The following is a 24,064-nucleotide window of genomic DNA, read 5'->3' as shown; positions in this document are numbered from 1 at the left end:
GGTTCTCCGTTCGCTGGCGTGGGGGTCAGGCGCGGGCGGCCGGGATCTGCTGGGTGATGCAGTGGACGCCACCGCCGCCGTGGGCGATGACCCTGGCCCGCACGCCGACGACCTTCCGGTCCGGGCAGGCGGCGGCGAGCACGGCGAGCGCACCCTCGTCCTCGGGGTGGTCGGCGACCGGCACGACGACACCGCCGTTGGCCAGGTAGAAGTTCAGGTACCCCACCTCGACCTCGCGGCCGTCGACCTCGACGAAGGCGGCCTGGGTGAGGTCGACGATCTCGAAGGGCCGGCCCTGGGCGTCGGTGGAGTGCTCCAGCACGGCGCGGTTGGCCCGCATCCGCACGTGGTCCGGGTGCTCCGGGTCGGCCGGGAGCTGCACCATGACCTTGCCGGGGGCGACGAAGGCGCAGACGCCGTCGACGTGCCCGTCGGTCTCGGTGTCCAGCGCGCCGCCGTACGGCAGCCAGATCACCTTGGTGACGCCGAGGCGCGCCTTCAGCTCGGCCTCGATCTCCTCCCGGGTCATCTCCGGGTTGCGGTTGGGGTGGAGCAGGCACTGCTCGGTGGTGATCAGCGTGCCCTCGCCGTCGACGGTGATCGCGCCGCCTTCGAGGATCATCTCGGAGCGGATCGCCGGGGTGCCGAGGTGCTCCAGCAACAGGCCGCTGATCCGGTCGTCGGCGTCCCAGGGGCTGTGCTTGCGGCCCCAGGCGTTGAAGCGGAAGTCCAGGCCGGCCCGGCGGCCGTCCCCGTCGAGGACGAAGATCGGCGCGGAGTCGCGGAACCAGGAGTCGTCGGTGGGGAGTTCGATGACGGTGATGCCCTCGCCGCAGTGGGCACGCGCCTCCTCGCCGTGGCCGGGCGGCGCCACCATGGTGACCGGCTCGAACTCCGCGATGGCGCGGGCGACCGCCGCGTACTCGCGCTTCACCTCGTCGAGGGTGTCGCCCCACAGGTCCGGGCGGACGGGCCAGGCCATCAGGCAGCCCTCGTGCTCGGTCCACTCCGCGGGCATTCGGTACGTCACGGGAAACCTCTTCTGTCGGGGCCCGGCCGGCCCGGCGCGTCCGGTGCGCGGGGCGGTCGGGAGGGAGGGTGGTGGGACGGGAAGTCCCCGGCGGCCCGCCTCCGTGGGGTACCGGACGGGCCGCCGGGGGGTCTCAGAGGGCCCCTGGGTGATGCAGGGGGCGGGGTTGCCCCGCATCCTCTATCGAACTGAAAATTCAGTCAAGCGTTTGGCTCAAAGCCGGCGCAACTCCCTGAAACGATCATCAGGAACCTGTCTGACCAGCCAGGAGGCCCGGTAGAGTGGGCGACCATGTCGGACCGTCGGACGGAAATACTCAAAGCCGCGACCCGGGTGATCGCCCGGCGCGGCGTACGCGGACTACGGGTGGGCGAACTGGCGGCCGAGGCCGGGGTGTCCACCTCGCTGATCTACTACCACTTCACCGACCGGGCCGGCATCCTGCGCCGGACGCTGGAGTTCATCAGCGACCGCGCCGACCACTACACCGCCGACGAGGACCCCGCACCCCGGACCGAGGACCCCCGGGCCGACCTGGAACGGGTCCTGCTCCGCGAGCTCCAGGACAGCACCGAAGTACGGGAGAACAGCACCGCCTGGGGCGAGTTGAGAGCCAGCGCGGTCTTCGAACCGAGCCTGCGCGAGGACCTGGCGAGGACCACCCACACCTGGGTGCACGACATCGCCGAACTCCTCGCCCGGGCCGACCCGACCGGCACCGCACCCGCGCACGCGGCCTCCGCCGAGCGGCTCACCACCCTCGTCGAAGGCCTCAGCGTGCGCTGGCTGAGCGGCTCGCTGCCCCTCGACCACGCCCGCCGGCTGCTGCGCAGCGCCGTCGACACCGAACTGCACCGCTGACGGCCCCGGCCGGCGGCGTCCGGTCCGCCCGTCACGACTACCCTGACCCTACCTCTAAACTTCGCGATGCCGTCTGCGCCGCACAGCGCTGTGGCCGCCCGGGGACGCCGTTCCGGCTCCGCCCCCCTCCCTGCCCGCCGAGAGAGGCCACCGCATGTCCGTCGACCGATCCCCCTTCACCCTCCAGCCGGTCTTCCAGGAGCTGACCGCGGACGACCCGCGCGAGGTCGGCGGCCACCTGCTGTACGCCCGGCTCGGCGCCGGCGGGATGGGCCGGGTCTACCTCTCGTACACCCCCGGTGGCCGGCCGGTGGCGCTCAAGGTGGTGCGGCCCGAGCTGGCCGAGGACCCCGAGTTCCGGGCCCGCTTCGCCCAGGAGGTGGCCAGCGCCCGGCGCATCCACGGGCTGTTCACCGCGCAGGTGGTCGACGCGGGCGTGGACGCCGCCACCCCGTGGCTGGCCACCACCTACGTGCCGGGCCCCTCGCTCCAGCAGGTGGTCCAGCGCTTCGGCCCGCTGCCGGAACGGACCGTCCTGCTGCTGGTGGCGGGCATCGCCGAGGCCCTGCAGGCGATCCACGCCAGCGGGGTGGTCCACCGCGACCTCAAGCCCGGCAACGTCCTGATCGCCTCCGACGGCCCCCGGGTGATCGACTTCGGCATCGCCCGGGCGGCTGACGCCAGCGCCCTGACCGGCACCGGACTGCGCATCGGCTCGCCCGCCTACATGGCGCCCGAGCAGGCGATGGGCCGGCCGGCGACCCCGGCCACCGACGTCTACGCGCTGGGCGCCCTGGCCGTCCACGTGGCCGGCGGCACCCCGCCCTTCGGGGACGGCCCGGACCCGGCGGCGCTCTACCGGACCGTCCACGAGGAGCCCGACCTCGACCGGGTCCCGGAGAGCCTGCGCAACCTGCTGCTGCAGTGCCTCGCCAAGCGGCCCGAGGACCGGCCGACCACCGCCGAGGTGATCGCCGCCGCCCGGAACCACCCGGCGGTGGGCGGGCACCTCAGGTTCGGCGACGACTGGCTGCCATACCCACTGACCAGCCACATCACCCGGCACGCCGAGCTGCCGCAGGTGCCCGCCGGGGCCGCCGGGGCCGGGTCGGACTCGGCCCGGACGGTCCTCGCCCCGCCGGCCACCCCGACGCCGACGGTGCTGGCCTCCGCGCCCGCGGCCGGCTCCGGGCCCGCGCCCGGCGCGCGGGTGCCGCACGAGAGCACCCGCCGAAAGGGCGGGCGCAGACGCACCCTCGGACGCACCGCGCTGACCGCCGCCGTCGCCCTGACCGTCGGCGCCGCCGCGGCGGTGTTCCTGCTCGACGACCAGGAGCCGGAGGAGGCCGCGACCGCCGACGCCCCGGTGTCCGGCACGGCCGCACCCGGCACCCCGACGGCCGCTCCGACGCCCACCCGGCCGGCCGCCGCCTCGCCGACCGCCCCGGTACCGCCCGCGCCCACCGCCGAGTACGCCACGGTCTACCGCGCGGTCGAGCTGACCTCGGCGGACTCCGGCTACGAGTTCGACCTCGCCACCGGCACCGTGGTCCCGGTCGACAGCGCGACCTGGTACGTCGGTCGCGGCGACGGCGAGTTCCTGGTACCGGAGACCGCCGACTCCTTCATCGGCCGGGACGCGGGCCTGGGGGTGGCCGACTGTCTCAAGGGCCTCGGCAGCCGCCCGGCCGGACGACTGCCGTTCACCGCCGTCGGGCCGCGCGGCGCCTTCTGCGTCCGGTCCGCGGACGGGCGGGACCTCGCCGTCGTCCGGGTGCTGTCGACGGCGGGCTCGGACGGGCCGGTCCGGGTGTCCCTGGACCACTACCGCCGTAACGGCTGAGCCGCCGCTCCCCCACCGGGTGGCGGGGGGACGACGGCTCCCGAAGTCGGCGACGGACCCTGGGCGGCCCCTGCGGTCAGACCGGACGCTTCGCCGGCTCGGCCGCGGGCCCGGCGGGCGACGGCGCCGCGGGCCCGGCGGACGGCTGCGCCGACGGACCGGCGGGCGCCCCGTCCTCCCGCAGGGCCGCCGTCTCGGACTTCAGGATGCGCATCGACCTCCCCAGCCCGCGCGCCATCTCGGGCAGCTTCCTGGAGCCGAACAGCAGCACCAGGACGGCCACCGTCACCAGGACGTGCCAGGGCTCCAGACCATTGCGCAGCATCGCCGCCTCACCCGGCCTTTCATCGTCGTGACCGGGGCCGCTCGCGGCGGCGGTCCGGTCGTCTCGGGGTGGTTTGGGTACCTTCACCGTAAAGCTTGACTGATTTTTCAGTCAATGCGAGAGTTCAGTTCCGGCGATGCCGGACGACCTCGTCCCCCCGGGACGGCCTCTTCGTCCGCCGCTCACCGGCGCCACGCGGGCCGCTCCCCCCGGAGCCGGGCCCGCCCGCCGGACCGGAACCACCCTCAGCCCCACCGGAGTCCAGCGTGTCCCACTCCCCCCTCGCCCGCCGCACGGTACTGCGCTCCCTCGCCGGAGCCGGTGTGATCGCCCTCGGCGCGAGCGCCTGCGCCGCTTCCGGTGACGACCCGGCCGGCTCCGCGGCCCCGACGGTCGCCGGCGCCCCCGACCAGCCCTCGACGCAGGCGCCCGCACAGCCCCCGGCGTCCGCCCCCACCCCCGCCCGCGGACGCCGCCTCGGCGGCGAGTGGGAGAAGCACGAACGGACCTTCATGGCCTGGCCCGCCTCCGAGAACGTCTGGGGCGACCAGCTCGGCGCCGCCCGCCAGGACATCGCCTCGGTGGCCAGGACCATCGGTGAGCGCGAACCGGTGGTCCTGCTCGTCCGCCCCGGCCAGGAGGCCTCGGCCCGCAACGCCTGCGGTTCGGGCGTCGAGCTGCTCTCCGTCCCGGTGGACGACCTGTGGGCCCGCGACACCGTCCCGGTCTTCGTGGAGGAGGGCGGCAAGGTCCAGGGCGTCGACTTCAACTTCAGCGGCTGGGGCGGCAAGCAGGAGCACACCGACGACGCCCGGATCGCCCGCACGGTCCTGGAGAAGTACGGGATCGAACGGATCGAGACCCCGATCACCGCCGAGGGCGGCTCCTTCGAGACCGACGGCCAGGGCACCCTGCTGGTCACCGAGAGCTCCGTGGTCAACGAGAACCGCAACCCCGGCCGCACCCGCGACGAGGTCGAAGCTGAACTCAGGCGGGTGCTGGGCCTCACCAAGGTGATCTGGCTCGCGGGCGTCAAGGGCAAGGACATCACCGACGCCCACGTCGACTGCCTCGCCCGCTTCGCCGCCCCCGGGGTCGTCCTCCTCGACCGGGCCTTCCCCGGCACCCCGCCGGACGTCTGGTCCCGCTCCGCCGACCAGGCCCGCGCCGTCCTCGCCGAGGCCACCGACGCCGCTGGACGGAAGCTCAGGGTGATCGAGATCAGCCAGCCCGACCCGGACCGGATCACCGGCCGCGGCGACGCCTTCGTCTCCTCGTACCTGAACTTCTACATCGGCAACAAGGGCGTCTACCTGCCGAAGTTCGGCGACGCGAAGGCCGACGGCCACGCCCAGGAGATCTTCCGGGACCAGTTCCCGGACCGCGAGATCGTCCCCCTCCAGATCGACACCATCGCCGGCGGCGGGGGCGGCATCCACTGCTCCACCCACGACCAGCCCGCCGGCTGACCCCCCGCCGTCCCGCACCGAGGGAGAAGGGAACCCTTGTGCAGCTGACCCCCACCGAACGCGACCGGCTACTGATCTTCACGGCCGCCGAACTCGCCCGCGCCCGGCGTGCCCGCGGCCTGCGGCTCAACGTCCCCGAGGCCATCGCCCTCGTCTCGGACACCGTCTGCGAGGCCGCCCGCGACGGCCTCCGGCTGGCCGAGGCCGTCCGACGGGGACGCTCCGTCCTCTCCCCCGCCGACGTCCTGCCCGGCGTCCCCGACCTGGTCACCGAGATCCAGGTCGAGGCCGTGTTCGAGGACGGCACCCGGCTCGCCGTCATCGCCGACCCGTTCGGCGGCGGCACCCTCGGCGAGGCCGCGCCGGGCGCCGTGCTCCCCACCGGCCACCTCGACGACCGCCCCGAGCCCGTGCACACCCTCGCCGTGCGCAACACCGCGGACGTGCCGATCTCGGTCACCTCGCACTTCCACTTCTTCGAGGCCAATCCGCGGCTGGCCTTCGACCGGGCCGCCGCCTACGGCACCCGCCTGGCCGTCCCGGCCGGGTCCTCGGTGCGCTTCGACCCGGGCACCACCGTCGAGGTCGGCCTGGTGCCGATCGGCGGTGAGCGGGTCGCGATCGGTTTCGCGGGGCTCGTGGACGGCCCGCTGGACTCGCCGCGGACACGGCAGGAGGCCCTGCGCCGGGCGGCCGAGCAGGGCTACCTCGGAGCAGTCGACGACGAGCAGGAGAACCAGCCGTGAGCAGCAGCATCGAAGCGTCCGAGTACACCGCCGTGCACGGCCCGCGCGCCGGGGACCGTGTCCGGCTCGGCGACAGCGGTCTGGTCGTCCGCGTGGAGTCCGACTCCCAGCGGCCGGGCGACGAGTTCCTGGTCGGCTTCGGCAAGACCGCCCGCGACGGCCTGCACCTCAAGGCCGCCGCCGTCCGGGACACCTGCGACCTCGTCATCAGCAACGTCCTGGTGATCGACGCGATCCAGGGCATCCGGAAGACCTCGATCGGCATCCGGGAGGGCCGGATCGCCGCCATCGGGCGGGCCGGCAACCCGGACACCCTGGACGGCGTCGACGTGGTCGTCGGCACCGGGACGGCCATCGTCTCCGGCGAGGGCCTGATCGCCACCGCCGGCGCCATCGACACCCATGTCCACCTGATGTCCCCGCGGATCATGGAGGCCTCGCTCGCCTCCGGCGTCACCACCATCATCGGCCAGGAGTTCGGGCCCGCCTGGGGCGTCGGCGTGAACTCGCCCTGGGCGCTGCGCCACGCCTTCAACTCCTTCGACGCCTGGCCCGTCAACATCGGCTTCCTGGGCCGCGGTTCCTCCTCCCATCCCTCCCCGCTCGTCGAAGCCCTGGCCGAGGGCGGGGCCTGCGGCTTCAAGGTGCACGAGGACATGGGCGCGCACACCCGCGCGCTGGACACCGCGCTGTCCGTCGCCGAGGCCCATGACGTCCAAGTGGCCATGCACACCGACGGGTTGAACGAGTGCCTCTCCGTCGAGGACACCCTGCGCGTCCTCGAAGGCCGCACCATCCACGCCTTCCACATCGAGGGCTGCGGCGGCGGGCACGTCCCCAACGTGCTGAAGATGGCCGGCGTGCCGAACGTCATCGGCTCCTCCACCAACCCCACCCTGCCCTTCGGCCGGGACGCCGTCGCCGAGCACTACGGCATGATCGTCTCCGTCCACGGCCTCAAGACCGACCTGCCCGGCGACGCCGCGATGGCCCGCGACCGCATCCGGGCCGGCACCATGGGCGCCGAGGACGTCCTGCACGACCTCGGGGCCATCGGCATCACCTCCTCCGACGCCCAGGGCATGGGCCGGGCCGGCGAGACGGTGCGCCGCACCTTCGCCGTGGCCGGCAAGATGAAGGCCGAACGCGGCCCGTTGGAGGGCGACGGCCCGGAGGACGACAACGAGCGCGTGCTGCGCTACATCGCCAAGCTCACCGTCAACCCGGCCATCGCGCACGGCCTCTCCCACGAGGTCGGCTCGATCGAGGTCGGCAAGCTCGCCGACATCGTCCTGTGGCAGCCCGCCTCCTTCGGCGCCAAGCCGCAGCTGGTCCTCAAGGCCGGCTTCCCCGCCTACGGCGTCACCGGCGACCCCAACGCCGCCACCGAAACCTGCCAACCCCTCGTCATGGGCCCCCTGTTCGGTGCCCACGGTGCCACCCCGGCCGACCTCTCCGTCGCCTTCACCAGCCGCGCCGCCGCCGAGTCCGGCACCCACGCCCGCCCGTACGACAGCATGACCACCCGGCGCCGTCGCGTCGCCGTCCGCCACACCCGCGGCATCGGCCCGCGCGACATGGTCCGCAACACCCGTCTCGGCGAGGTCCTCGTGGACCCACGCCAGGGCCTCGTCACCCTCGACGGCACCCCGCTGCAGTCCTCCCCTGCCGAGGAAGTCCCGCTGAACCGCCTCTACTTCCTCTGACCGGCCGGCCGGGCAGCCGGCTGTCGGGGTCCTCGTCCGGCCGCCCCGGGCACCTGGGTGCCCGGGGCGGCCGCGTGCGGGATCGTGCAGGGCGTCGTCAGTAGGTGACGATGCCCGGGTCGGAGAGGCCGGGGGCGCCGGTCTCGACGTGGCCGGCGAGGCGGCGCACGAAGTCGGCGGTCCCGCCTGCGGTGACGGTCACGTCGTACCACCTGCGGCAGGCACTCAGGTCGACGGTGCACGTGACGGTCGCACCCCGGCGGACGGTGAGGGTCTGCGGCGTGCCGCCGTAGGCGTTGGTCAGGGTGAGAACGGCGTCCGCGCCGGCCGGGTTGGCGATGGTCAGGTCGAGGTTGCCGGTGGTCGGGTTGTGGCGGGCGGTGACCTCGGGCCCGGCGGCCGTGCCGGGGTTGCGGAAGCGGCGAAGGAAGCCGTTCGGGCCGTGGACGGTCAGGTCCGTGACGCCCTTGGAGTACGTGGTGTTCCAGGCGTCCGCGATCGTCTTGCCGGCCTCCGTGGTGTACGTCCACGGACCGTCGGTGCGGTTGGCCGAGGTCACCAGGAACTGGGCGCCCGCCGTCGCGCCCGCGCTGAAGGTGAGGCGGTACTTTCCCGTGGCGGTGTCGGCCGAACCGTCCACGTACGGCGCGTACGTCAGCGGGCGGGTGGGCCTTGCGCCCGGCTCCTGCTTCGGCATGGTGCCGCCGGCGGGCGGGGTGGGCACGTAGTCCGGGTGCCGGTTGCGGTCCGGCGGGACGTAGGCGGCCGTGGAGGGGAGCGCCGCCGGGGTCGTGTTCGACGTGGTGAAGTCGAAGGCGGAGGTCAGGTCGCCGCAGATCGCGCGCCGCCAGGGCGAGATGTTGGGTTCCCGGACGCCGAAGCGGCGCTCCATGAAGCGGATGATCGAGGTGTGGTCGAAGGTCTCCGAGCAGGTGTAGCCGCCGGTGCTCCAGGGCGAGACGACCAGCATCGGCACCCGCTGGCCGAGGCCGTACGGTCCGGCCGAGTAGCCGATGCTGCCGGCGAAGTGGTCGGCGCTGGTCGCGACGGTCGACAGGCCCTGCGAGGCGGAGGAGGGCGGGAACGGCGGCACGACGTGGTCGAAGAAGCCGTCGTTCTCGTCGTAGGTGATGAACAGCGCGGTCCTGGCCCACACATCGGGGTTGGACGTCAGCGCGTCCAACACCTGAGAGACGTACCAGGCACCGTAGTTGGCGGGCCAGTTGGGGTGCTCGGTGAAGGCCTCGGGTGCGGCGATCCAGGAGATCCGCGGCAGCGTGCCGGCCTGCACGTCGCGCCGCAGGATGTCGAACAGGCCCTCGCCCGCCTTGGCGTTGGTGCCGGTGCGGGCCTTGTCGTGCAGCGGGTCGCCCGGCTTGGCGTTGCGGTAGTTGTTGAAGTAGAGCAGCGAGTTGTCGCCGTAGTTCCCGCGGTACGCGTCGCCGATCCAGCCCCAGGAGCCGGCCGCGTCCAGTCCGTCGCCGACGTCCTGGTAGATCTTCCAGGAGATCCCGGCCTTCTCCAGCCGCTCGGGGTAGGTCGTCCAGCTGTAGCCGGCCTCCTGGTTGCCGAGGACCGGGCCGCTGCCGGTGACGCCGTTGCCGGTGCAGCCCGTCCACATGTAGTAGCGGTTCGGGTCGGTGGAACCGATGAACGAGCAGTGGTAGGCGTCGCAGACGGTGAACGCGTCGGCGAGCGCGTAGTGGAACGGGATGTCGTCGCGGGTCAGGTAGGCCATCGTGGTGGCCGTCTTGGCGGGTATCCACTGGTCGTACTTGCCGCTGTTGAACGCCTTGTGACCGCCGGCCCAGTCGTGGTTGAGGTCCTGGATGAACTGCATCCCGAGATCCCTGACCTGAGGCCGGAACGGCAGCACCTCCCGCTTGAGGCCGTCCGTCTGGTGCCACACCGGCTTGCCGCTCGGCAGGGTCACCGGACGGGGGTCGCCGAAGCCTCGGACGCCCTTCAGCGACCCGAAGTAGTGGTCGAACGAACGGTTCTCCTGCATCAGCACGACGATGTGCTCGACGTCCTGGAGGGTGCCGGTGCTCCCCAGCGGGGCGATGGAAGCGGCTCGGGCGATGCTCTGCGACAGCGACGAGAACGCGACGGTCGCGCCCGCGAGTTGGAAGAATCGGCGGCGGTTCAGCTCTGCCATGGGTGGGTTGACCTCTGCATGTCAGGTAGGTGGAGGACGGCGTCCCCAAGGACAGCGTGCGTGGGGGACCGTCCGGCGGCCCATTCATGACTGCCCGCCATACGGCAGACGAACGCATCGAGTTGTACGGACAAGATGCGGCACCCATGGCAACGGGTCGACCGACGGCACCGGGGATCGGCGTCCAGGCGGCACCGGCGAGTGCGGCGCACCGCCTGCCGCCCGGAGAACGGAGGTGCGGTACGGGTCGGTCTCGGCACCTCGCCGGCGGCACGCCGACGCCGACGGCTCCGCTCAGGAGCCGTCGGCGAGATCGGGTTCGAAGGAGTCGGTCGTGCGGTCCCGGAGCGGCCGGTCGGCGCAGCGCTCGTCGGCGCAGCGCTCGTCGGCCCAGGCGGGGTACGGGCCGGCCTCACCGGAGCGGGAGCGGGCGAGGGCGGGGGCCGCCTGAGCCGGGTGGTCGGCACCGGCCGGCGGGTTGGTCGAGCACCGGCCGAGCACACCACCGCGAGCGCCCGGTCCGGGGACCGGTGGGCCACCGGCGGCAGCGGTGTGGCGGGTTCCGGTACGACAACAGCGGGCGTGGGGGTCACCGCAGCCGGCAGCGCGGCAATCCCCACGCCCGCACCCAGGAGCCCCCGGCCGCAGGACGGCGTCCTGCGGTCCGGGAGGCCCCTATTCCTCGAGCACGGCGCTCAAGCCTCAGTGCAGAACGTCGAGTTCGTTGTCGACGTCGTTGACGAAGTAGACCGCGTCGCGGTCCAGGTCCACCGCGAGGCCGAAGAGCGCACCGGCACCGGGCGGGTTGCCCTCGGAGTTGATCTGCTTGACCGCCACCTGCTGGCCGCGCTCGGTGGTCTCGACGATGTTCCCGTCCCCGCCGTTGACCGTCAGGATGTCGCCCCCGGGCGCGAGGGCCATCCCGAGCGGGCCGTTGAGGTTGCCACCCTCGCTGATGACCTTCCCGATACCGTCACTGTCCTGGCGGGTCAGGGCGCGGGGGATGGCGGTGATCCGGCTGCGAACGGTGTCGGCCACGAAGAGCGTTCCGTCCTTGCCCAGGGCCACGCCGGTCGGTCCGACCACCAGGGCCGCCGGGTCCGTCCGCTCGGGGAACCCGCACGCGATCTCGGTGGTGGCGACCCGCTTCGGCGGCCTGTCCCCCTCGGAGCTCAGGGTGATCCGCAGCACGGTACCCTGGTCGACCTCCGCACCGCCGGCGGCCACCGTGCCGTTGAGCACGTTGGTCACGAACAGCTCGCTCCGCCGCTCGGAGCTGACCGCGGTCATGTCCCACGGGCCGTTGATGCCGTCACCCGCGATCGTCTCGCGCACCGTCCCGTGGCTGTCCAGCACCAACAGACAGCCGGCCTGGGCCGTGGCCGAGTTGCCGTCCGCGGTCGGGAGGCTGCCGACCACGACCCAGCCGCCGGGCAGGACGGTCAGCGCGGTGGTCAGTCCGACCCCGCCCGGGCAGGGGCCCGGCAGGTTGTTCGGATCGATCGTGGCGAACGTGGACGCCTGTCCGCCCGGGGTGATCTGGACCAGCGTGGTGCCCCTGCCCTGTTCCCCGGACGGGGGCACCGAGTTGTTGAAGTTGCTGACCAGGATGTTGCCCCGGTGCAGGTCACCGATGCTTTCGCGGATCACGAACGTGCCGTACGGGTTCTGGTCGCCGTTCGCCGGAACGGTGGACGCGACCGTGTTCACCGTGTGCAGGCGGTCGAGGAACGGCGTACGGTCGGCGGCCCCCGCCGGGGTCGCGGCACCGGTCAGGCCGACGGTCAGCACGGCGGTCGCCAGCGCGCTCGAACATACCTGGAATCTCATGCACTTCCTCCTGAAGGGCGGCCCGGAGCCCCGAGGCTCGACGGCCCCGACCCGCAGTAGTCACACAGAGTTATCCCCCGCTACGCAACGTTAGACCCGCCCCGGTCCAGGCGCGCGGTGAGTTCCGCCAAGGGTGGGCCTGCGGACGGTGCCACACGCGGCCGGATGCCGGGACGCCCGGTCACAGGTACTGCTCGGCCCAGATGATCTTGCCCTCGGGGGTGTAGCGGACTCCCCAGCGTTCGGTGAGCCGGGCGACGAGGAACAGGCCACGGCCGCCTTCGTCCTCCGCGACCGCGTAGCGCAGGTGCGGGGCGGTGCTGCTGGTGTCGGAGACCTCGCAGATCAGCGTGCGCTCGTACAGCAGCCGCACCCCGATCGGTCCGGTCCCGTAGCGGATGGCGTTGGTCACCAGTTCGCTGAGCACCAGTTCGGTGACGAAGGCTGCCTCGTCAAGACCCCACTCGGCGAGCTGTCGGGTGGCCTCGGCGCGGGCCTGGGCCACGGCCTCCGGAGTCGAGGCCACCTCCCACTCCGCGATCCGATCCGGCTCCAGCACGCGGGTCCGGGCGACGAGGAGGGCGATGTCGTCGTTCTGGCGGTCGGGCAGCAGGACGTCGAGCACGGCTTCGCAGACCTCCTGCGGCGACCGGTCGGGGCGGCCCAGGACGGCCGTGAGGGTGTCCAGGCCGACACCGATGTCGCGGGTGCGGTCCTCGACGAGGCCGTCGGTGTAGAGGATCAGGCTGCTCCCCGGCGACAGTCGCACCTGCGTGGCTTCGAAGGGCATCCCGCCCAGGCCGAGCGGCGGACCGGCGGGGAGGCCGAGGAGTTCCACGGTGCCGTCCGGGTGGACGAGGGCGGGCGGGGGATGGCCCGCCCGGGCCAGCGCGCAGACGGCGGTGGTGGGGTCGTAGATCGCGTAGAGGCACGTGGCACCGGTGATCGTGAGCTCACCCCCGGCTGCGGCAGCCTCCTGGTCGATGTGGGCGACCAGTTCGTCCAGGTGTCCGAGGAGCTCGTCCGGCGGCAGGTCGAGCGTGGAGAAGTTCTGGACGGCGGTGCGCAGGCGGCCCATGGTCGCGGCCGCGTGCATGCCATGGCCGACCACGTCGCCGACGACGAGCGCGACCCGGGCACCCGGCAGCGGGATCACGTCGAACCAGTCGCCGCCGACCCCGGCCTGGGCGGGCAGGTAGCGGTAGGCGACCTCGATGGCGCTCTGCTCGGGCAACGCGCGCGGCAACAGGCTGTGCTGCAGGGTGACGGCCATCGTGTGCTCGCGCGTGAAGCGGCGGGCGTTGTCGACGGACACGGCGGCCCGGGCGGCCAGCTCCTCGGCCACGGACAGGTCCTCGTCCTCGAACGGGCCCCTGTCCCGGCCGCGCCAGAAGCAGGCGACGCCCATCAGCACGCCCCGCGCCGTCAGTGGAACGGTGATCAGCGATGCCAGGCCGAATTCCAGCACCGCCTGCGTGCGCTCGAGTTCCTGCATGCGCCACCCGACGTCGGTCGCCAGCTCGGCGACCAGCGCGGATCGCCCGCTGGCGAAGCCCGCCGCCTGCGGGGTGGTCCCCGCCCACCGGACCAGCCTGCCCTCGCGGTACAGCGGCGAATCGTCCCGGATGCCCGTGAGCGCCACCCGCCGCAGCTCCACCCCGGCACCGACCGCCAGGGGGTGCGGTTCCTCGCCGCGCAGGACCTCTTCGGCGAGGTCGACGGTGGCGTAGTCGCAGAAGTCCCGGGAGGCGATGTCGGCGAGTTCCTTCACGGTGCGCCGGACGTCCAGCGTGGTGCCGATGGTCATGCTCGCGTCGTACAGCAGCCTGAGCCGACCGCGGGCGACCTCGGCCTTCCCCGCGAGGGCGCGCAGTTCGGTGGAGTCACGCAGGGTGGTGACGCTGCCGGGCGGGCCTCCCCGGCTGTCGGTGGGGCGGTTGTTGACGGCCAGCAGGCGGTCGCCGACGGGGAGCACCTGGTCGGTGACCGTGCTGTCGGAGAGCAGCAGTTCGCTCGTACGGGGGTCGAGGCCGAGGTCGGTGACAGCGCGCCCCTCCGCGTCGGGGGGCAGGTCCAGCAGCCGGCGCGCCTCGTCGTTGGCGAGCAGGACCCGGCCGTCGCCGCCGACGATGGCCACGCCCTCGCGCACCGCGTGCAGCACCGCGTCGTGGTGCTCGTACATCCTGGTCATCTCCTCCGGCCCCAAGCCGTGGGTCTGCCGCAGGAGGCGCCTGCCCACCAGCCCCGTTCCGGCCGTGGCCAGGGCGAGCGCGACGGTGCCGGCACCCAGGACGACCGGCAGCTGGCGGTTGATCGCGCTGCTCACGTTGGCGACCTTCATCCCGGCGGCCACGACGCCCACGACCCCGCCGTGGGTGTCCTCCACCGGAACCACCACCTGGTACTCCAGGCCGAGCGGGCCGTGCACCCGCTCGACGGTGACCAACCCGTGCAGCGACGGCTCGATGGTGCCGACGAACTTCTTGCCGATCTGTGCCGGCTCGGGGTGGGTGTACCGGATGCCGTTCCGGTCGGCCACCACGATGAAGTCGACCTTGGCCCCTGTCCGGGCCGCTTCGGTCAGCGGCTGGAGCACCGCGCTGGGATCGGGGCCCTGCATCGTCGCCACCAGGCCGGGGCCGTGGGCGAACGCCTCGGCCGCGGCGAGCGATCGGTCGCGCGCGGCCGCGTACCGGTCGCTGCGGGACTCGACCAGCAGCGCGACGACGGCCGCCACCACGAGCAGCAGCACGATGAACACCTGGAGGAGGAACATCTGGCCGGCGACGCTGCGGATGCTCGTCACCGACCGCAGACGCCGCACCGACGGCCCCCGCGGGATCGGGCGTGGATGCCGCCGCCCACTGCGGCCGGCCGCTCCGCTCGGAGCCCGGGGAGAGGGGCCCGTGTCTTTCGCCATACACCCATGGTCCCGCCCCTGGCACGAGCGGGACACAGCACACGGGGGACCCCGCCCGAGCACGCTCGCGCGCGCCGTGCCCGCGTGCGCCGTCCCCGCACGGGCGCCGAAACCCGCCCGCCCTCGGAAGCGGCCCCGCTCCCGTGTCGGCTCACCGGGGGACGGACCGGATCAGCAGCAGCGCGACGTCGTCGGTGCGGTGCTCTCCCTGCCCGGCCCGATCGACGAGCGCATCGGCCAGCCGGTCGAGCGGTTCGCCGCCGTGGCGGGCCAGCGTGGCGGTGAGGTCGGCCAGCGCCCGGTCGGGGTCCGTACCGGGAGTGTCGACGAGGCCGTCGGTGTACAGGACCAGGGTGGTGCCGATCGGCAGGTCGATGCGGATCTGCGGATAGTCGGCGGCGGGGTCGACGTTCAGCACCATGCCGACGAGCGGCTCCAGTGCGTCCGCCCGGCCGTCCGGGCCGTACCGCAGGGGTACCGGGTGGCCGGCGTCGGCCAGCCAGGCCTCGCGCCGGGCGAGGTCGACGCGCAGGTAGACGCAGCTGGCCAGCAGGGCCGTGTCCAGGCCGGCCAAAAGGCGGTTGGTGCGGGAGAGCACGGTGCTCGGATCGGCGTCGGCCGAAGCGAAGGCACGGACGGCGGTACGGACCTGGCCCATCAGCGCGGCGGCGTTGACGTTGTGGCCCTGGACGTCGCCGATCACGACGGCCACCGTGTCGGGCCCGACCCGGATGAGGTCGTAGAAGTCGCCCCCGACGTCCATTCCCTGGGTGCACGGCAGGTAGCGGGCGCTGACCTCCAGGCTCGGGACGTGCGGCAGCGCACGGGGCAGCAGGCTTTCCTGGAGGCCGTGGGCGAGGCCGAGCTTGGTGTCGTACAGCCGGGCACGGTCCAGGGCCTGGGCGATCAGTCCGCCGAGCGAGGTGAGGACGGCTCGTTCCTCGAGATCGAAGTGGTGCGGCTCGGCGAACGCCAGTACGCAGGTGCCGATCAGCCTGCCCGAGGTCACCAGCGGCAGATAGGCCCAGGCGGCCATCCCGTCCTGCGTCTCGGGGCGGCCCGGGTAGAGCCGCTCCAGCTCCGCACGGCTCTCGAAGTACTTCGGCGCGGGGTTGGTGGACGCCCGGACACCGGGTGTGGGCTCGGTCAGCGGGGTGCCGTCGAACCGGTCGACCAGGCCCGGTGGGTAGCCGCGATGGCCCACGATGCGCAGCCGGCCCCCTTCGGCCATCAGCACCGCCACGGCTTGACCGCCGAAAGCCGGCACGATCTGCTCGGAGACCATGCTCACCACGTCCTGCACGCTGACGGCCTCGGTCAGCGCGCCGGCGAGTTGGAGGAGGTGGTACAGCGCTCCGGGCCGCGTGTGCGCCGCCCGGACGGACGGCGTTCCGGTGGTCCGGTCGCGGCGGGCGGCGTCGGCGGAGACGATCCGCGCGGTCAGTCCGGACGGGTCCGGGAAGAGCTCGAACGACAGCCACCGGTTCGGCGGCCGCAACGCGACGAAGGAAGTGGACTGCCCGCTGATCACCGCGGTCCGGTAGTGGTACTCGTACACCGGATCCCGCAGCCACGGCAGGGCCGCCCACAGCCGTACGCCCAGCAGCCGTTCGACCGGCTCCCCCAGCAGCTCGGCGGCGGCCGGTGTGACCACGGCCAGCCTGCCGTCCAGATCGATGCCGCAGATGCCCTCCGGAAGCCGTTCCGCCATCGTGGTGAGGGGGGCGGCGGAACCGCGCTCCGCCACCTCGGGACGCGGGCCGGCCCGGACCGGGCGGCCTGCCCGCGCCGCCTCCGCCAGCACCTCGGCCAGGCTCGCGGCGAAGGCGTCGAACCGGTCCCGTTCACCGTGCGACATTTCGGGGGGATGCGCGGCGGGCCAGAACACGAAGACGACCCCGTACGTGGTCCCTCGTGCGACGAGCGGAGCGGCCGCGAGGCAGAACGGGTACGGCATGGCGAGCGCGACCCTCGGGTACCTGCGCGCCATGTCGTCCGTGCCGGCCACCCAGACGACCCTGCCACTGCGCGCCGCTTCGGCCACCGGTATCGGTGCGGTCATGCCGACGCGCTGCCACGGCCGGGTGAACTGCCGGGCGGCCCCCAGCGTCACGGCCAGTTCCAGCAGCTGCCGGTCCCCCGACAGCAGGTAGAGGCCGCCGAAGTACGCGTCGAGCCGGGCCGGCGCCGATCGCAGGATCCGCGCCGCCGCGTCCAGAGCGCGCCCGGCCGGCGCCTCGGCGGCCTCGAGTCCGGGCCTCGGCGACGGATGCAACGGCACGCCCATCACAAGCACCCCATTCGAGCCGGCCAGTGAGCCCGTGAGCCTCCTCCCATAGTGGCTCGGCCGGCACCGAACGTCCCGTCGCGTCCGCCCCGTCACAGGCACCGACCCGACCCAGTCGTGAAGAGACGACCGTCCCCACCGGCGTGCAGTGGCACGGATCACAGCGGGTTCCGTGCGGCCGGCGAAATGCGGAGGCTGCCGAGGTGGTTGGTGCGGGCAACCGTTTCCGACCCGGCGCACACCACCGCTATCCGCGAGGAACCCCCATGACCGTCACCGAGCCCTCCACCTCCCGCGCGGCCGAGATCCTGTCCCGGCCCGTCACGATCAACGGACTGACCGTGCCCAACCGCATCGTGATGGCGCCGATGACGCGCAGGTTCTCCCCGGGTGGCGTGCCCGGCGAGGACGTGCGCTCGTACTACGCCCGCCGTGCCGCCGCAGGCGTCGGCCTGATCGTCACCGAGGGAACGTACGTCGGCCACGAGTCCGCCGGCCAGAGCGACGACATCCCGCGCTTCCACGGCGAAGAACAGCTGGCCGGGTGGGCCCGCGTCGCCGAAGACGTCCACGCGGCGGGCGGCACCGTCGTGCCGCAGCTCTGGCACATCGGCATGGTGCGCAAGCAGGGCGACCCGCCGTTCGCCGACGCCCCCGCCGTCGGCCCGTCCGGCATCCGGCTGGACGGCACCGAGGGAACCGGGCGGGCCATGACCCGGACCGACCTGGACGCCGTCATCGGCGCGTTCGCCGAGGCCGCCGCGGCCGCCGAACGGATCGGCTTCGACGGCGTCGAGCTGCATGGCGCCCACGGCTACCTGCTCGACCAGTTCCTGTGGGCCGGCACCAACCGCCGCACCGACGCCTACGGCGGCGACCCGGTCGCCCGGACGAAGTTCACCGCCGAGCTCGTCGCCGCGGTGCGCGAGGCCGTCTCCCCCGGATTCCCGGTGATCTTCCGCTACTCGCAGTGGAAGTCGGAGAACTACGACGCCCGCCTGGCCGAGAACCCCCAGGAACTGGAGGCGATCCTCGCCCCGCTCGCCGAAGCCGGCGTCGACGCCTTCCACGCCTCGACCCGCCGCTACTGGGTCCCCGAGTTCGACGGCTCGGACCTCAACCTGGCCGGCTGGACCAGGAAGCTCACCGGCCGCCCCACCATCACCGTCGGCTCGGTCGGCCTCGACGGTGACTTCGTCCGCGCGTTCGCGGGCGAGGGCGCCCCGGTCCAGGGCATCGACAACCTGCTCGACCGGCTGGAACGCGACGAGTTCGACCTGGTCGCCGTCGGCCGCGCCCTCCTCCAGGACCCGCAGTGGGCCTCCAAGGTCCTCTCCGGCCGCTTCACCGACCTGCGCCCCTACGAGGCCGCCGCGGTCCGCACCCTGAGCTGACCATCACACCCCCGCGGGCAGTGCGGCGACGGCAGCCGCGTCCCGGCGCGGGGAACGACGACCAGGCCCTTGCCGGTTGGCGAGGGTCTGGTCCGGTTCTCCCACGGCCGCCACCATCGGCCCGCGGAACCAGCCTGGGCGAAGATGTGAAGCGGAATTCCACGGGAGTTCACGCCATCGCCGGTCGGTGGTCTGCCAAGTCGCCGAGGAGGAGGTCGGCGACCACCTCCTCGACGACTGCCGTGCGCAGTTCGGCCATGGCGGCGACGAGCGACCGGTCCCACGGTGCGGGCGTGAGGCGGCCCGGATCGGGGCCCGAGGGAACCCGGGGCGCAGCGGCCCGGTAGTCCTCGGATGCCATCCGCCAGGGAACGGCTCCGGTCTTGGCCAGGACGTGGGCCGCGATGCGGATGCCCTCGCCGTCGAAGTCGCCGTGGTAGCGCAGGGATGCGCCGACTTCGGCGAGTCGGCGCAGCAGGTGGATCACGGCGGTGTTGGGCCAGCCGGAGGTGCAGACCAGCGGCGGGCAGTGGTGGCCGAAGCGCCGCAGGGCCAGTGCGAGCACGCTGGGGTTCTCGGTGATGTGCACCGTTCCTGCGGGACCGGTGAATCCGCCGGGTGAGCGCAGCTGGGCGAGGGTGAGGCTGACGGGGTGGCCGGCTTCGGCGCAGATCCGGGAGACCTTGGCGACCGGGCCGTCGCCGTCGAGGTGCAGGCCGACGGCGAGCACGCTGGAGGACAGTTCGTCGTCGGCCACACCGGCTCGGCTCCAGAGTGCGCGTCGCCCTTCGGCGGCGTCGGGCATGTCGGTGCCGTACAGCACCGCCAGTGCGCGCAGGACGAGCGAGGACAGCCGGGTCCCGTCGTCGAGCGCGTGGGAGTCGCCGTCGAGGAGGCGGGCGGCGAGGACCGGTAGTGGCTCGCCCTCGGCCGGGAGTGCGGCGAGGACGGCCAGCGCGGCGGTCAGCAGGCCCCTGGTCCGGTCGGGTGAGCCGTCGAGGAGGCCGTTGGTCCGCAGGTGGCCGACCCATTCCAGGAGAGCGGGCTGGGCGGTGACCACCTCGTGGCCGGCCAACCACCCCCACAGGGCTTCGCGTTGGCCGGTCCTGCGTTCGCGCTCGGCGGCCCGGTCGTGGATCGGGCCGAGGATCGCGGTCACCACGTCCCGGACGGGCCGACCGCAGGCCTCCAGCACGGCACCGTCGAGTCCGGCGAGGGGGATCGTCGGTTCGGTGCCGGGGAGCCGGTCGAGTCCGAGGAGGTCGGCCAAGGCCTCCCGGCCGGCGTCGTCGAGCGGTCCGGACCGCACCCGGCTGACGGGGCGGCCGGTCGAGAGGCGGTCGTGGACGGCCGACCAGAGGGGCCGGAGTTCGGGGAGGTCGAGGGGGTGGCGGTCGGTCATGCCGGCTCTTCCGCCCCGGCGTCGTCGGCCAGCAGGTCGGTACCCGTCCAGACGAAGCGGGCGCTGGTGACGGCGTCGTCGCCGTCGCCTCCGGTGATCAGCTGGTGGACGGCGATGCCGGAGAGCTCCCGGTAGGTGCACCACTCGTGGTCGGAGGTGAGCACCAGGTCGAGGTCGAGTGCCGCGAGGAGGCCGAAGACCTGCCCGCGGTTGACGGTGTCGACGCCGACGAAGACCTCGTCGAGCAGGATCAGCCGCGGGGATTCCGGCACCGCCTCGTAGTGGGCGGCCACGGCGGCGAACAGCGGCAGGTGGAGGGCGATGGCCTTCTCACCGCCCGAGAGCGCGCCGTGGAGCTTCTTGGTGAGCAGCTGCCACCCGGAGCCGTTGGCGCGGTCCAGCTTGACGACGAACTGGTGCCAGGCCGTGTAGTCGAGGACCTCGGCGAGCTGCTCCTCCCACGTCGCTGCCGTGTTGCGGGTCTTGGCCTCCTCGATGCGGCCCCGGAAGAAGGCGTGCAGGGCCTCGCGGTCGGCCTCGGTGATCCGGGCCGGGTCCTTGAGCAGCAGTTCACGGGCCGTCCGGGTGCCGGCGGGCAGGTCGGGGTGGATCTGCCACACCAGACGGACGGCCACCCGCGAGGCGGTACGGACCCGTTCGAGGTGGCCGTTCATCCGCTCGACGAGTTCACCGGCCTGGCGGATCCGGGAGGCGAGGTGGCGGCGGGTGTCGCCGGTGAGGGTCCGGTCGAAGAGGCTGCGCTCGGCGGCGGTGATGTCGTCCTGGCTGCGGTCACGGTCGGCGGTGAGGATGGAGAGGAGGCTGGTCGCGCCGACCCGGATGCCGTCGATGGTGGCGGTGAGGACGTGGACGTCCTCCTCGGCTTCGAGTTCGAGGTCGGCACGGCTGCTGAGGCTCTGGCGGGCTCGGTGGACGGCCTCGGAGAGACGGTTCAGGGAGTCGCCGAGGTTCCTGGTGCCGTGTGGCAGGTTGGGCCACGCGGCGGCGGTCTCGCGCGCCGCTTCGAGGGTGGCGCGGGTGCCGTCCACGGAGGTGAGGACGAGCCCGAGGCCCGCGTCCTCGGGGAATCCGAGGAGGCAGAGGCGCTGGAAGCCGCGGGCTGCCTCGTTACGGGCCGCCACGGCGCCGTCGCGAAGGGCCGCGTCCTGGGCCGTGGCGGCGCCCAGTGCACCGATCCGGCCTTCGAGGGCGAGGAGTGCCCGGGTGCCGGTGTCGATCTCACGGCGGGTCCGGTCGAGCGATTCCCGGAAGTCGCCGATGCGGGCGGCCACCTGGCGGTAGTCCTCGCCGACGGTGCTCTCGACGGCCTGGAGCGCGGACCGGAGCCCGCGAGCGGCGGCTTCGGCGTCCTCGGCCTCGTCCAGGCTCTCCGCCGCCTCGCCGCGGGACGCCTCGGCGTGGCTGCGGGCGGTGTCCCAGGCGTGCTCGGCGGCCGTCCAGGCGAGGTGGGCGTCGAGCCAGATGTCGGCCTGTTCGCGCAGCGCGTCGACTGCCCTGGCGGTCGCGTCCAGGGCGGCGCGTTCGGTCGGCAGGGCGTGCTCGGCCGAGGCGACGGCGAGTGTGCGCAGCGCGTCCGCGACCGCGTCCTCCTGCCGCGCGAGCCGTTCGACGGCCTCGCGTACGGTGTCCTCGCGGGCACCCACCTCGGACTCGGACCGTTCCCAGGCACGCTTGGCCTCTTCCACCTCCCGGTGGTGGGGCCGGGAGCGGAGGTCGGCACCGAGGCGCGTCCGGCGGTCGGCGAGGGCGTGCAGCCGCGTCTCGAAACCGTTGACGGTGATGTCGGCCTCGGCCAGTTCGGCGGTGAGGTCCGCGATCCGCCGCTGCCTGGCGCGTTCCCGGGCGGCGGCGCCGATGTGGCTGGACTCCTCCTTGGTCCACGAGCCGACCGCCGTCGCCAGCCGCCAGCTTCCGTCGGCGGCCACGGCAGCCGGGTGACCGGCCGGGAGTGTGGGGCCGTAGGCGATGCCGGCCAGCAGTCTCTGCACCCGGCCGGGCGGCACCGGGCCGTCGGGCTCGGGAGAGAGGACGTCGAGCAGCGAGGGGCCCGCTGCGGGCACGGCCGATGCCGGGTCGGCCAGGGTGTCGTGGCCCGCGACGACGAGGGCGCCGTCGGGGGTCATCCAGGCATCCAGCAGGCCGGCCGCTTCCAGGGCCGCTTCGATGCCGGCCTGGTCGGCGGGCGGCACGTCCGGCAGGAATGCCAGCAGGCGCCACAGTGGCGCTCCCGGCTGGACCGACCGGTCGGCCGTGCGGGTGCGTGGCGGGACCGGTGGGAGGTCGGCCGCGGCCGCGGTGCGTTCCAGTTCCCCGACGACCCGGTCACGCCGGGCACGGGCGTCGTCCCGGCCGGCGCGGGCGGTCGTCTCGTCGGCGGTGATGGCGCTCTCCGCCGCCCGGGCGGCGGCCTCCACCAGCATGAGGACGTCGGTCTCGACGGCGGCACGGGAAGCGAGTTCCTCGGCGTCGTCGATGGACAGCTCGGTGCAGTCGGCCGTCGCCCACCGGCGCAGCAGGTCGGCGTGGGCGTCGACGGCGGTCTCGTAGGCGTGGGCGTTCCCCTCGCGCCTCGCGGTCGCACCGGCCAGCCGTTCGCGCTCCGTGTCGAGGTGCTGCTCCGCCGCCGTCCGCTCAGCGACGGAACGCTCATGGCGCTCGACGGCGGCGCGGACCTCGGCGATCCGGCCGTGCCGCGAGACGACCGCACCGCGCAGCAGCCGGCGCGCCTTGCGCCCCAGTTCCTCCGTGCCCCCGGACGCACCGGGTGCGGTGCCGAGCAGCGTCTGCACCTCGGTGCAGACGGACTCCATGGCCGCTCGCCGCGCGGCGCCCCGCGTCTCCTCCCGGGCGGCTCGGGTGTGCTCGGCCCGCTGCTCGGAGCGCAGCCGCGCGTCGTCGGCACGCCCGGCGTCCTCGGCGGCCGCGTGGACCTTCCTGTCGGCGGCGGCACGGACCCGGGCGGCGGTCCGGGTGGCCTGGTCGGCCCTGCTCCGGAGCTGGTCGAGTTCCTGCCCCTGCCGGTAGGCCTCGGAGCCGAGCAGTCCCTCGATGGCGCCGTCGATCTCCTGTCGTCGGTGTTCGAGCTCCTCCTGTGCTCCCCTGCTCTCCTCGCGCCGGAGCAGGGCCGCGGCGTGCTCCGCCTCGCTCTCCCTGGCGATGCGGGCGAGGTTGTCCATCTCGGTCGTCGCGGAGATGAGCGCCGCCGCCCCGGCGCGCAGGACGCGCTGGGCGTAGCCGCGTTGTTGGTTCGCGACGGCGGTGGCCGCGGCCACCTCGTCGTCCAGGGTCTTCAGGTGTTCGCGCTGGCGGTCGAGGCGTTCGAAGCCCTCGGCCAGTTCGGTGATCTCGCCCTGGCCGAGCGGGGGCAGGGCCCGCGAGAGCAGGGAGGACAGCAGTGAGGGATCCAGGCGCTCGGAGAGCTTGGGGGTGCGGAGCTGGAGCAGTGCGGTGATCAGGGCGTCGTAGCGTTGCTCGCTCAGCCCTGGAAACAGCGTGCTCCGGACCGTGTTGCGGTAGTCGGTCGGTGATCCGTGCAGCTCGCCCCGGCCGTGCAGGGCTTCGGCCAGGGCGGCGCGGGTGAGCGGCTGACCCGCGTCGTTGACCAGGGAGAGACCGCCGGGGTGGTCGATCCGCGCGCCGGTGGTGAAGTAGTCGACGGTGACACCGGGGGTGTGCACGCTGGCCTGGAGTCTGGCGCCGCAGGTGAACCGGACGGGGCCGCCGTCGTCGCGGACGAACTCCAGCCACACGTACCCGACGCGGGTCTTGCCCGAGGTCCCCTCGCCCATCAGGTTCCAGTGCATGGTGCGCTCGGAGCCGCCGAAGGTGGACAGCCGGTTGGGGCGCAGGCTGGCGTCGAGCAGGAACGGCAGCAGCACCTCCAGTGCCTTGGACTTGCCGGTGCCGTTCTGCCCCCTCAGGAGCAGTCGGCCCTCGTGGAAGGTGAAGGTCTCGTCGTAGTAGCGCCAGACGTTGAGGATGCCGGCCCTGGAGGGCTGCCATCGCACTGCTGCGGCCGCCGTCGGGAACTCGGAGCGCTGCGGGAGCTGTGTCACGGTCATCGGAGGTCTTC

Annotated in this window: 15 protein-coding genes; 6 read left to right on the top strand and 9 right to left on the bottom strand. The window is 73.4% G+C overall.

The genetic code is table 11. The features are described from left to right. Positions 1-25 precede the first annotated feature (25 nt). A complete protein-coding gene (locus tag AB0O11_RS22370) occupies positions 26-1,030 on the bottom strand; it encodes an agmatine deiminase family protein (protein ID WP_363389683.1) in 1,005 nt (334 codons plus the stop codon). Between the two features lie 291 nt (positions 1,031-1,321). Between AB0O11_RS22370 and AB0O11_RS22365 the strand changes: the two genes are divergently transcribed. Both AB0O11_RS22365 and AB0O11_RS22360 read left to right on the top strand, forming a co-directional pair. Beyond that, positions 1,322-1,891: a TetR/AcrR family transcriptional regulator gene (locus AB0O11_RS22365; protein WP_224285347.1), complete on the top strand. Its 570-nt coding sequence runs from the start codon at positions 1,322-1,324 to the stop codon at positions 1,889-1,891. Positions 1,892-2,045: 154 nt separating this feature from the next. Continuing rightward, complete coding sequence (locus tag AB0O11_RS22360) at positions 2,046-3,734, top strand: protein kinase (RefSeq protein ID WP_363389680.1); 1,689 nt, start codon at positions 2,046-2,048, stop codon at positions 3,732-3,734. Between the two features lie 76 nt (positions 3,735-3,810). Here AB0O11_RS22360 and tatA read toward each other — a convergent pair whose 3' ends face one another. Further along, entirely contained in the window at positions 3,811-4,059 is a 249-nt protein-coding gene (gene tatA, locus AB0O11_RS22355) for a Sec-independent protein translocase subunit TatA (RefSeq protein WP_363389677.1), read from the bottom strand. Between the two features lie 266 nt (positions 4,060-4,325). Here tatA and AB0O11_RS22350 point away from each other — a divergent pair, with 266 nt between their 5' ends. The 3 genes from AB0O11_RS22350 to AB0O11_RS22340 are packed head-to-tail and all read left to right on the top strand — an operon-like array spanning position 4,326 to position 7,980. Beyond that, positions 4,326-5,528: an agmatine deiminase family protein gene (locus AB0O11_RS22350; protein WP_363389675.1), complete on the top strand. Its 1,203-nt coding sequence runs from the start codon at positions 4,326-4,328 to the stop codon at positions 5,526-5,528. Between the two features lie 38 nt (positions 5,529-5,566). Further along, complete coding sequence (gene ureA / locus AB0O11_RS22345; protein ID WP_363389672.1) at positions 5,567-6,274, top strand: urease subunit gamma; 708 nt, start codon at positions 5,567-5,569, stop codon at positions 6,272-6,274. After that, a complete protein-coding gene (locus tag AB0O11_RS22340; RefSeq protein ID WP_363389670.1) occupies positions 6,271-7,980 on the top strand; it encodes an urease subunit alpha in 1,710 nt (569 codons plus the stop codon). Before ureA ends, AB0O11_RS22340 begins: the two co-directional genes overlap by 4 nt. Before the next feature lie 97 nt (positions 7,981-8,077). Here the strand turns inward: AB0O11_RS22340 and AB0O11_RS22335 are convergent, their stop codons facing one another. The 5 genes from AB0O11_RS22335 to AB0O11_RS22315 all read right to left on the bottom strand — a co-directional run bounded on the left by AB0O11_RS22335 (position 8,078) and on the right by AB0O11_RS22315 (position 17,175). After that, positions 8,078-10,138, bottom strand: a complete 2,061-nt coding sequence (locus tag AB0O11_RS22335) for a phosphocholine-specific phospholipase C (RefSeq protein WP_363389667.1) — start codon at positions 10,136-10,138, stop codon at positions 8,078-8,080. Positions 10,139-10,432: 294 nt separating this feature from the next. Next, the gene (locus tag AB0O11_RS22330) at positions 10,433-10,639 is read right to left on the bottom strand and encodes a hypothetical protein (RefSeq protein ID WP_363389664.1); all 207 of its coding nucleotides are present in this window, start codon (positions 10,637-10,639) and stop codon (positions 10,433-10,435) included. Positions 10,640-10,840: 201 nt separating this feature from the next. Beyond that, positions 10,841-11,968, bottom strand: coding sequence for a hypothetical protein (locus tag AB0O11_RS22325; protein WP_363389662.1), 1,128 nt, complete (start codon positions 11,966-11,968; stop codon positions 10,841-10,843). Positions 11,969-12,149: 181 nt separating this feature from the next. Further along, positions 12,150-14,744, bottom strand: coding sequence for a SpoIIE family protein phosphatase (locus tag AB0O11_RS22320; RefSeq protein WP_363389755.1), 2,595 nt, complete (start codon positions 14,742-14,744; stop codon positions 12,150-12,152). 295 nt (positions 14,745-15,039) lie between these two features. Then, positions 15,040-17,175 carry a SpoIIE family protein phosphatase gene (locus AB0O11_RS22315; protein WP_363389660.1) on the bottom strand — a complete coding sequence of 712 codons (2,136 nt, stop codon included), beginning with the start codon at positions 17,173-17,175 and terminating at the stop codon, positions 15,040-15,042. A gap of 266 nt (positions 17,176-17,441) precedes the next feature. Here AB0O11_RS22315 and AB0O11_RS22310 point away from each other — a divergent pair, with 266 nt between their 5' ends. After that, positions 17,442-18,569 carry an NADH:flavin oxidoreductase gene (locus tag AB0O11_RS22310; protein WP_363389657.1) on the top strand — a complete coding sequence of 376 codons (1,128 nt, stop codon included), beginning with the start codon at positions 17,442-17,444 and terminating at the stop codon, positions 18,567-18,569. A gap of 169 nt (positions 18,570-18,738) precedes the next feature. Here AB0O11_RS22310 and AB0O11_RS22305 read toward each other — a convergent pair whose 3' ends face one another. Then, positions 18,739-19,971: a TIGR02679 family protein gene (locus AB0O11_RS22305; protein ID WP_363389654.1), complete on the bottom strand. Its 1,233-nt coding sequence runs from the start codon at positions 19,969-19,971 to the stop codon at positions 18,739-18,741. Beyond that, positions 19,968-24,053 (bottom strand): TIGR02680 family protein, encoded by a 4,086-nt coding sequence (locus AB0O11_RS22300; RefSeq protein WP_363389651.1) that lies wholly within the window; start codon positions 24,051-24,053, stop codon positions 19,968-19,970. The genes AB0O11_RS22305 and AB0O11_RS22300 overlap by 4 nt, the downstream gene beginning before the upstream one ends. Positions 24,054-24,064: the final 11 nt, after the last annotated feature.

The sequence above is a fragment of the Kitasatospora sp. NPDC093102 genome (genome assembly GCF_040683915.1).
Classification (GTDB): Bacteria; Actinomycetota; Actinomycetes; order Streptomycetales; family Streptomycetaceae; genus Kitasatospora.
The sequence above is the reverse complement of the archived record's forward strand: the minus strand, read 5'-3'. Positions and strand labels throughout refer to the sequence as shown.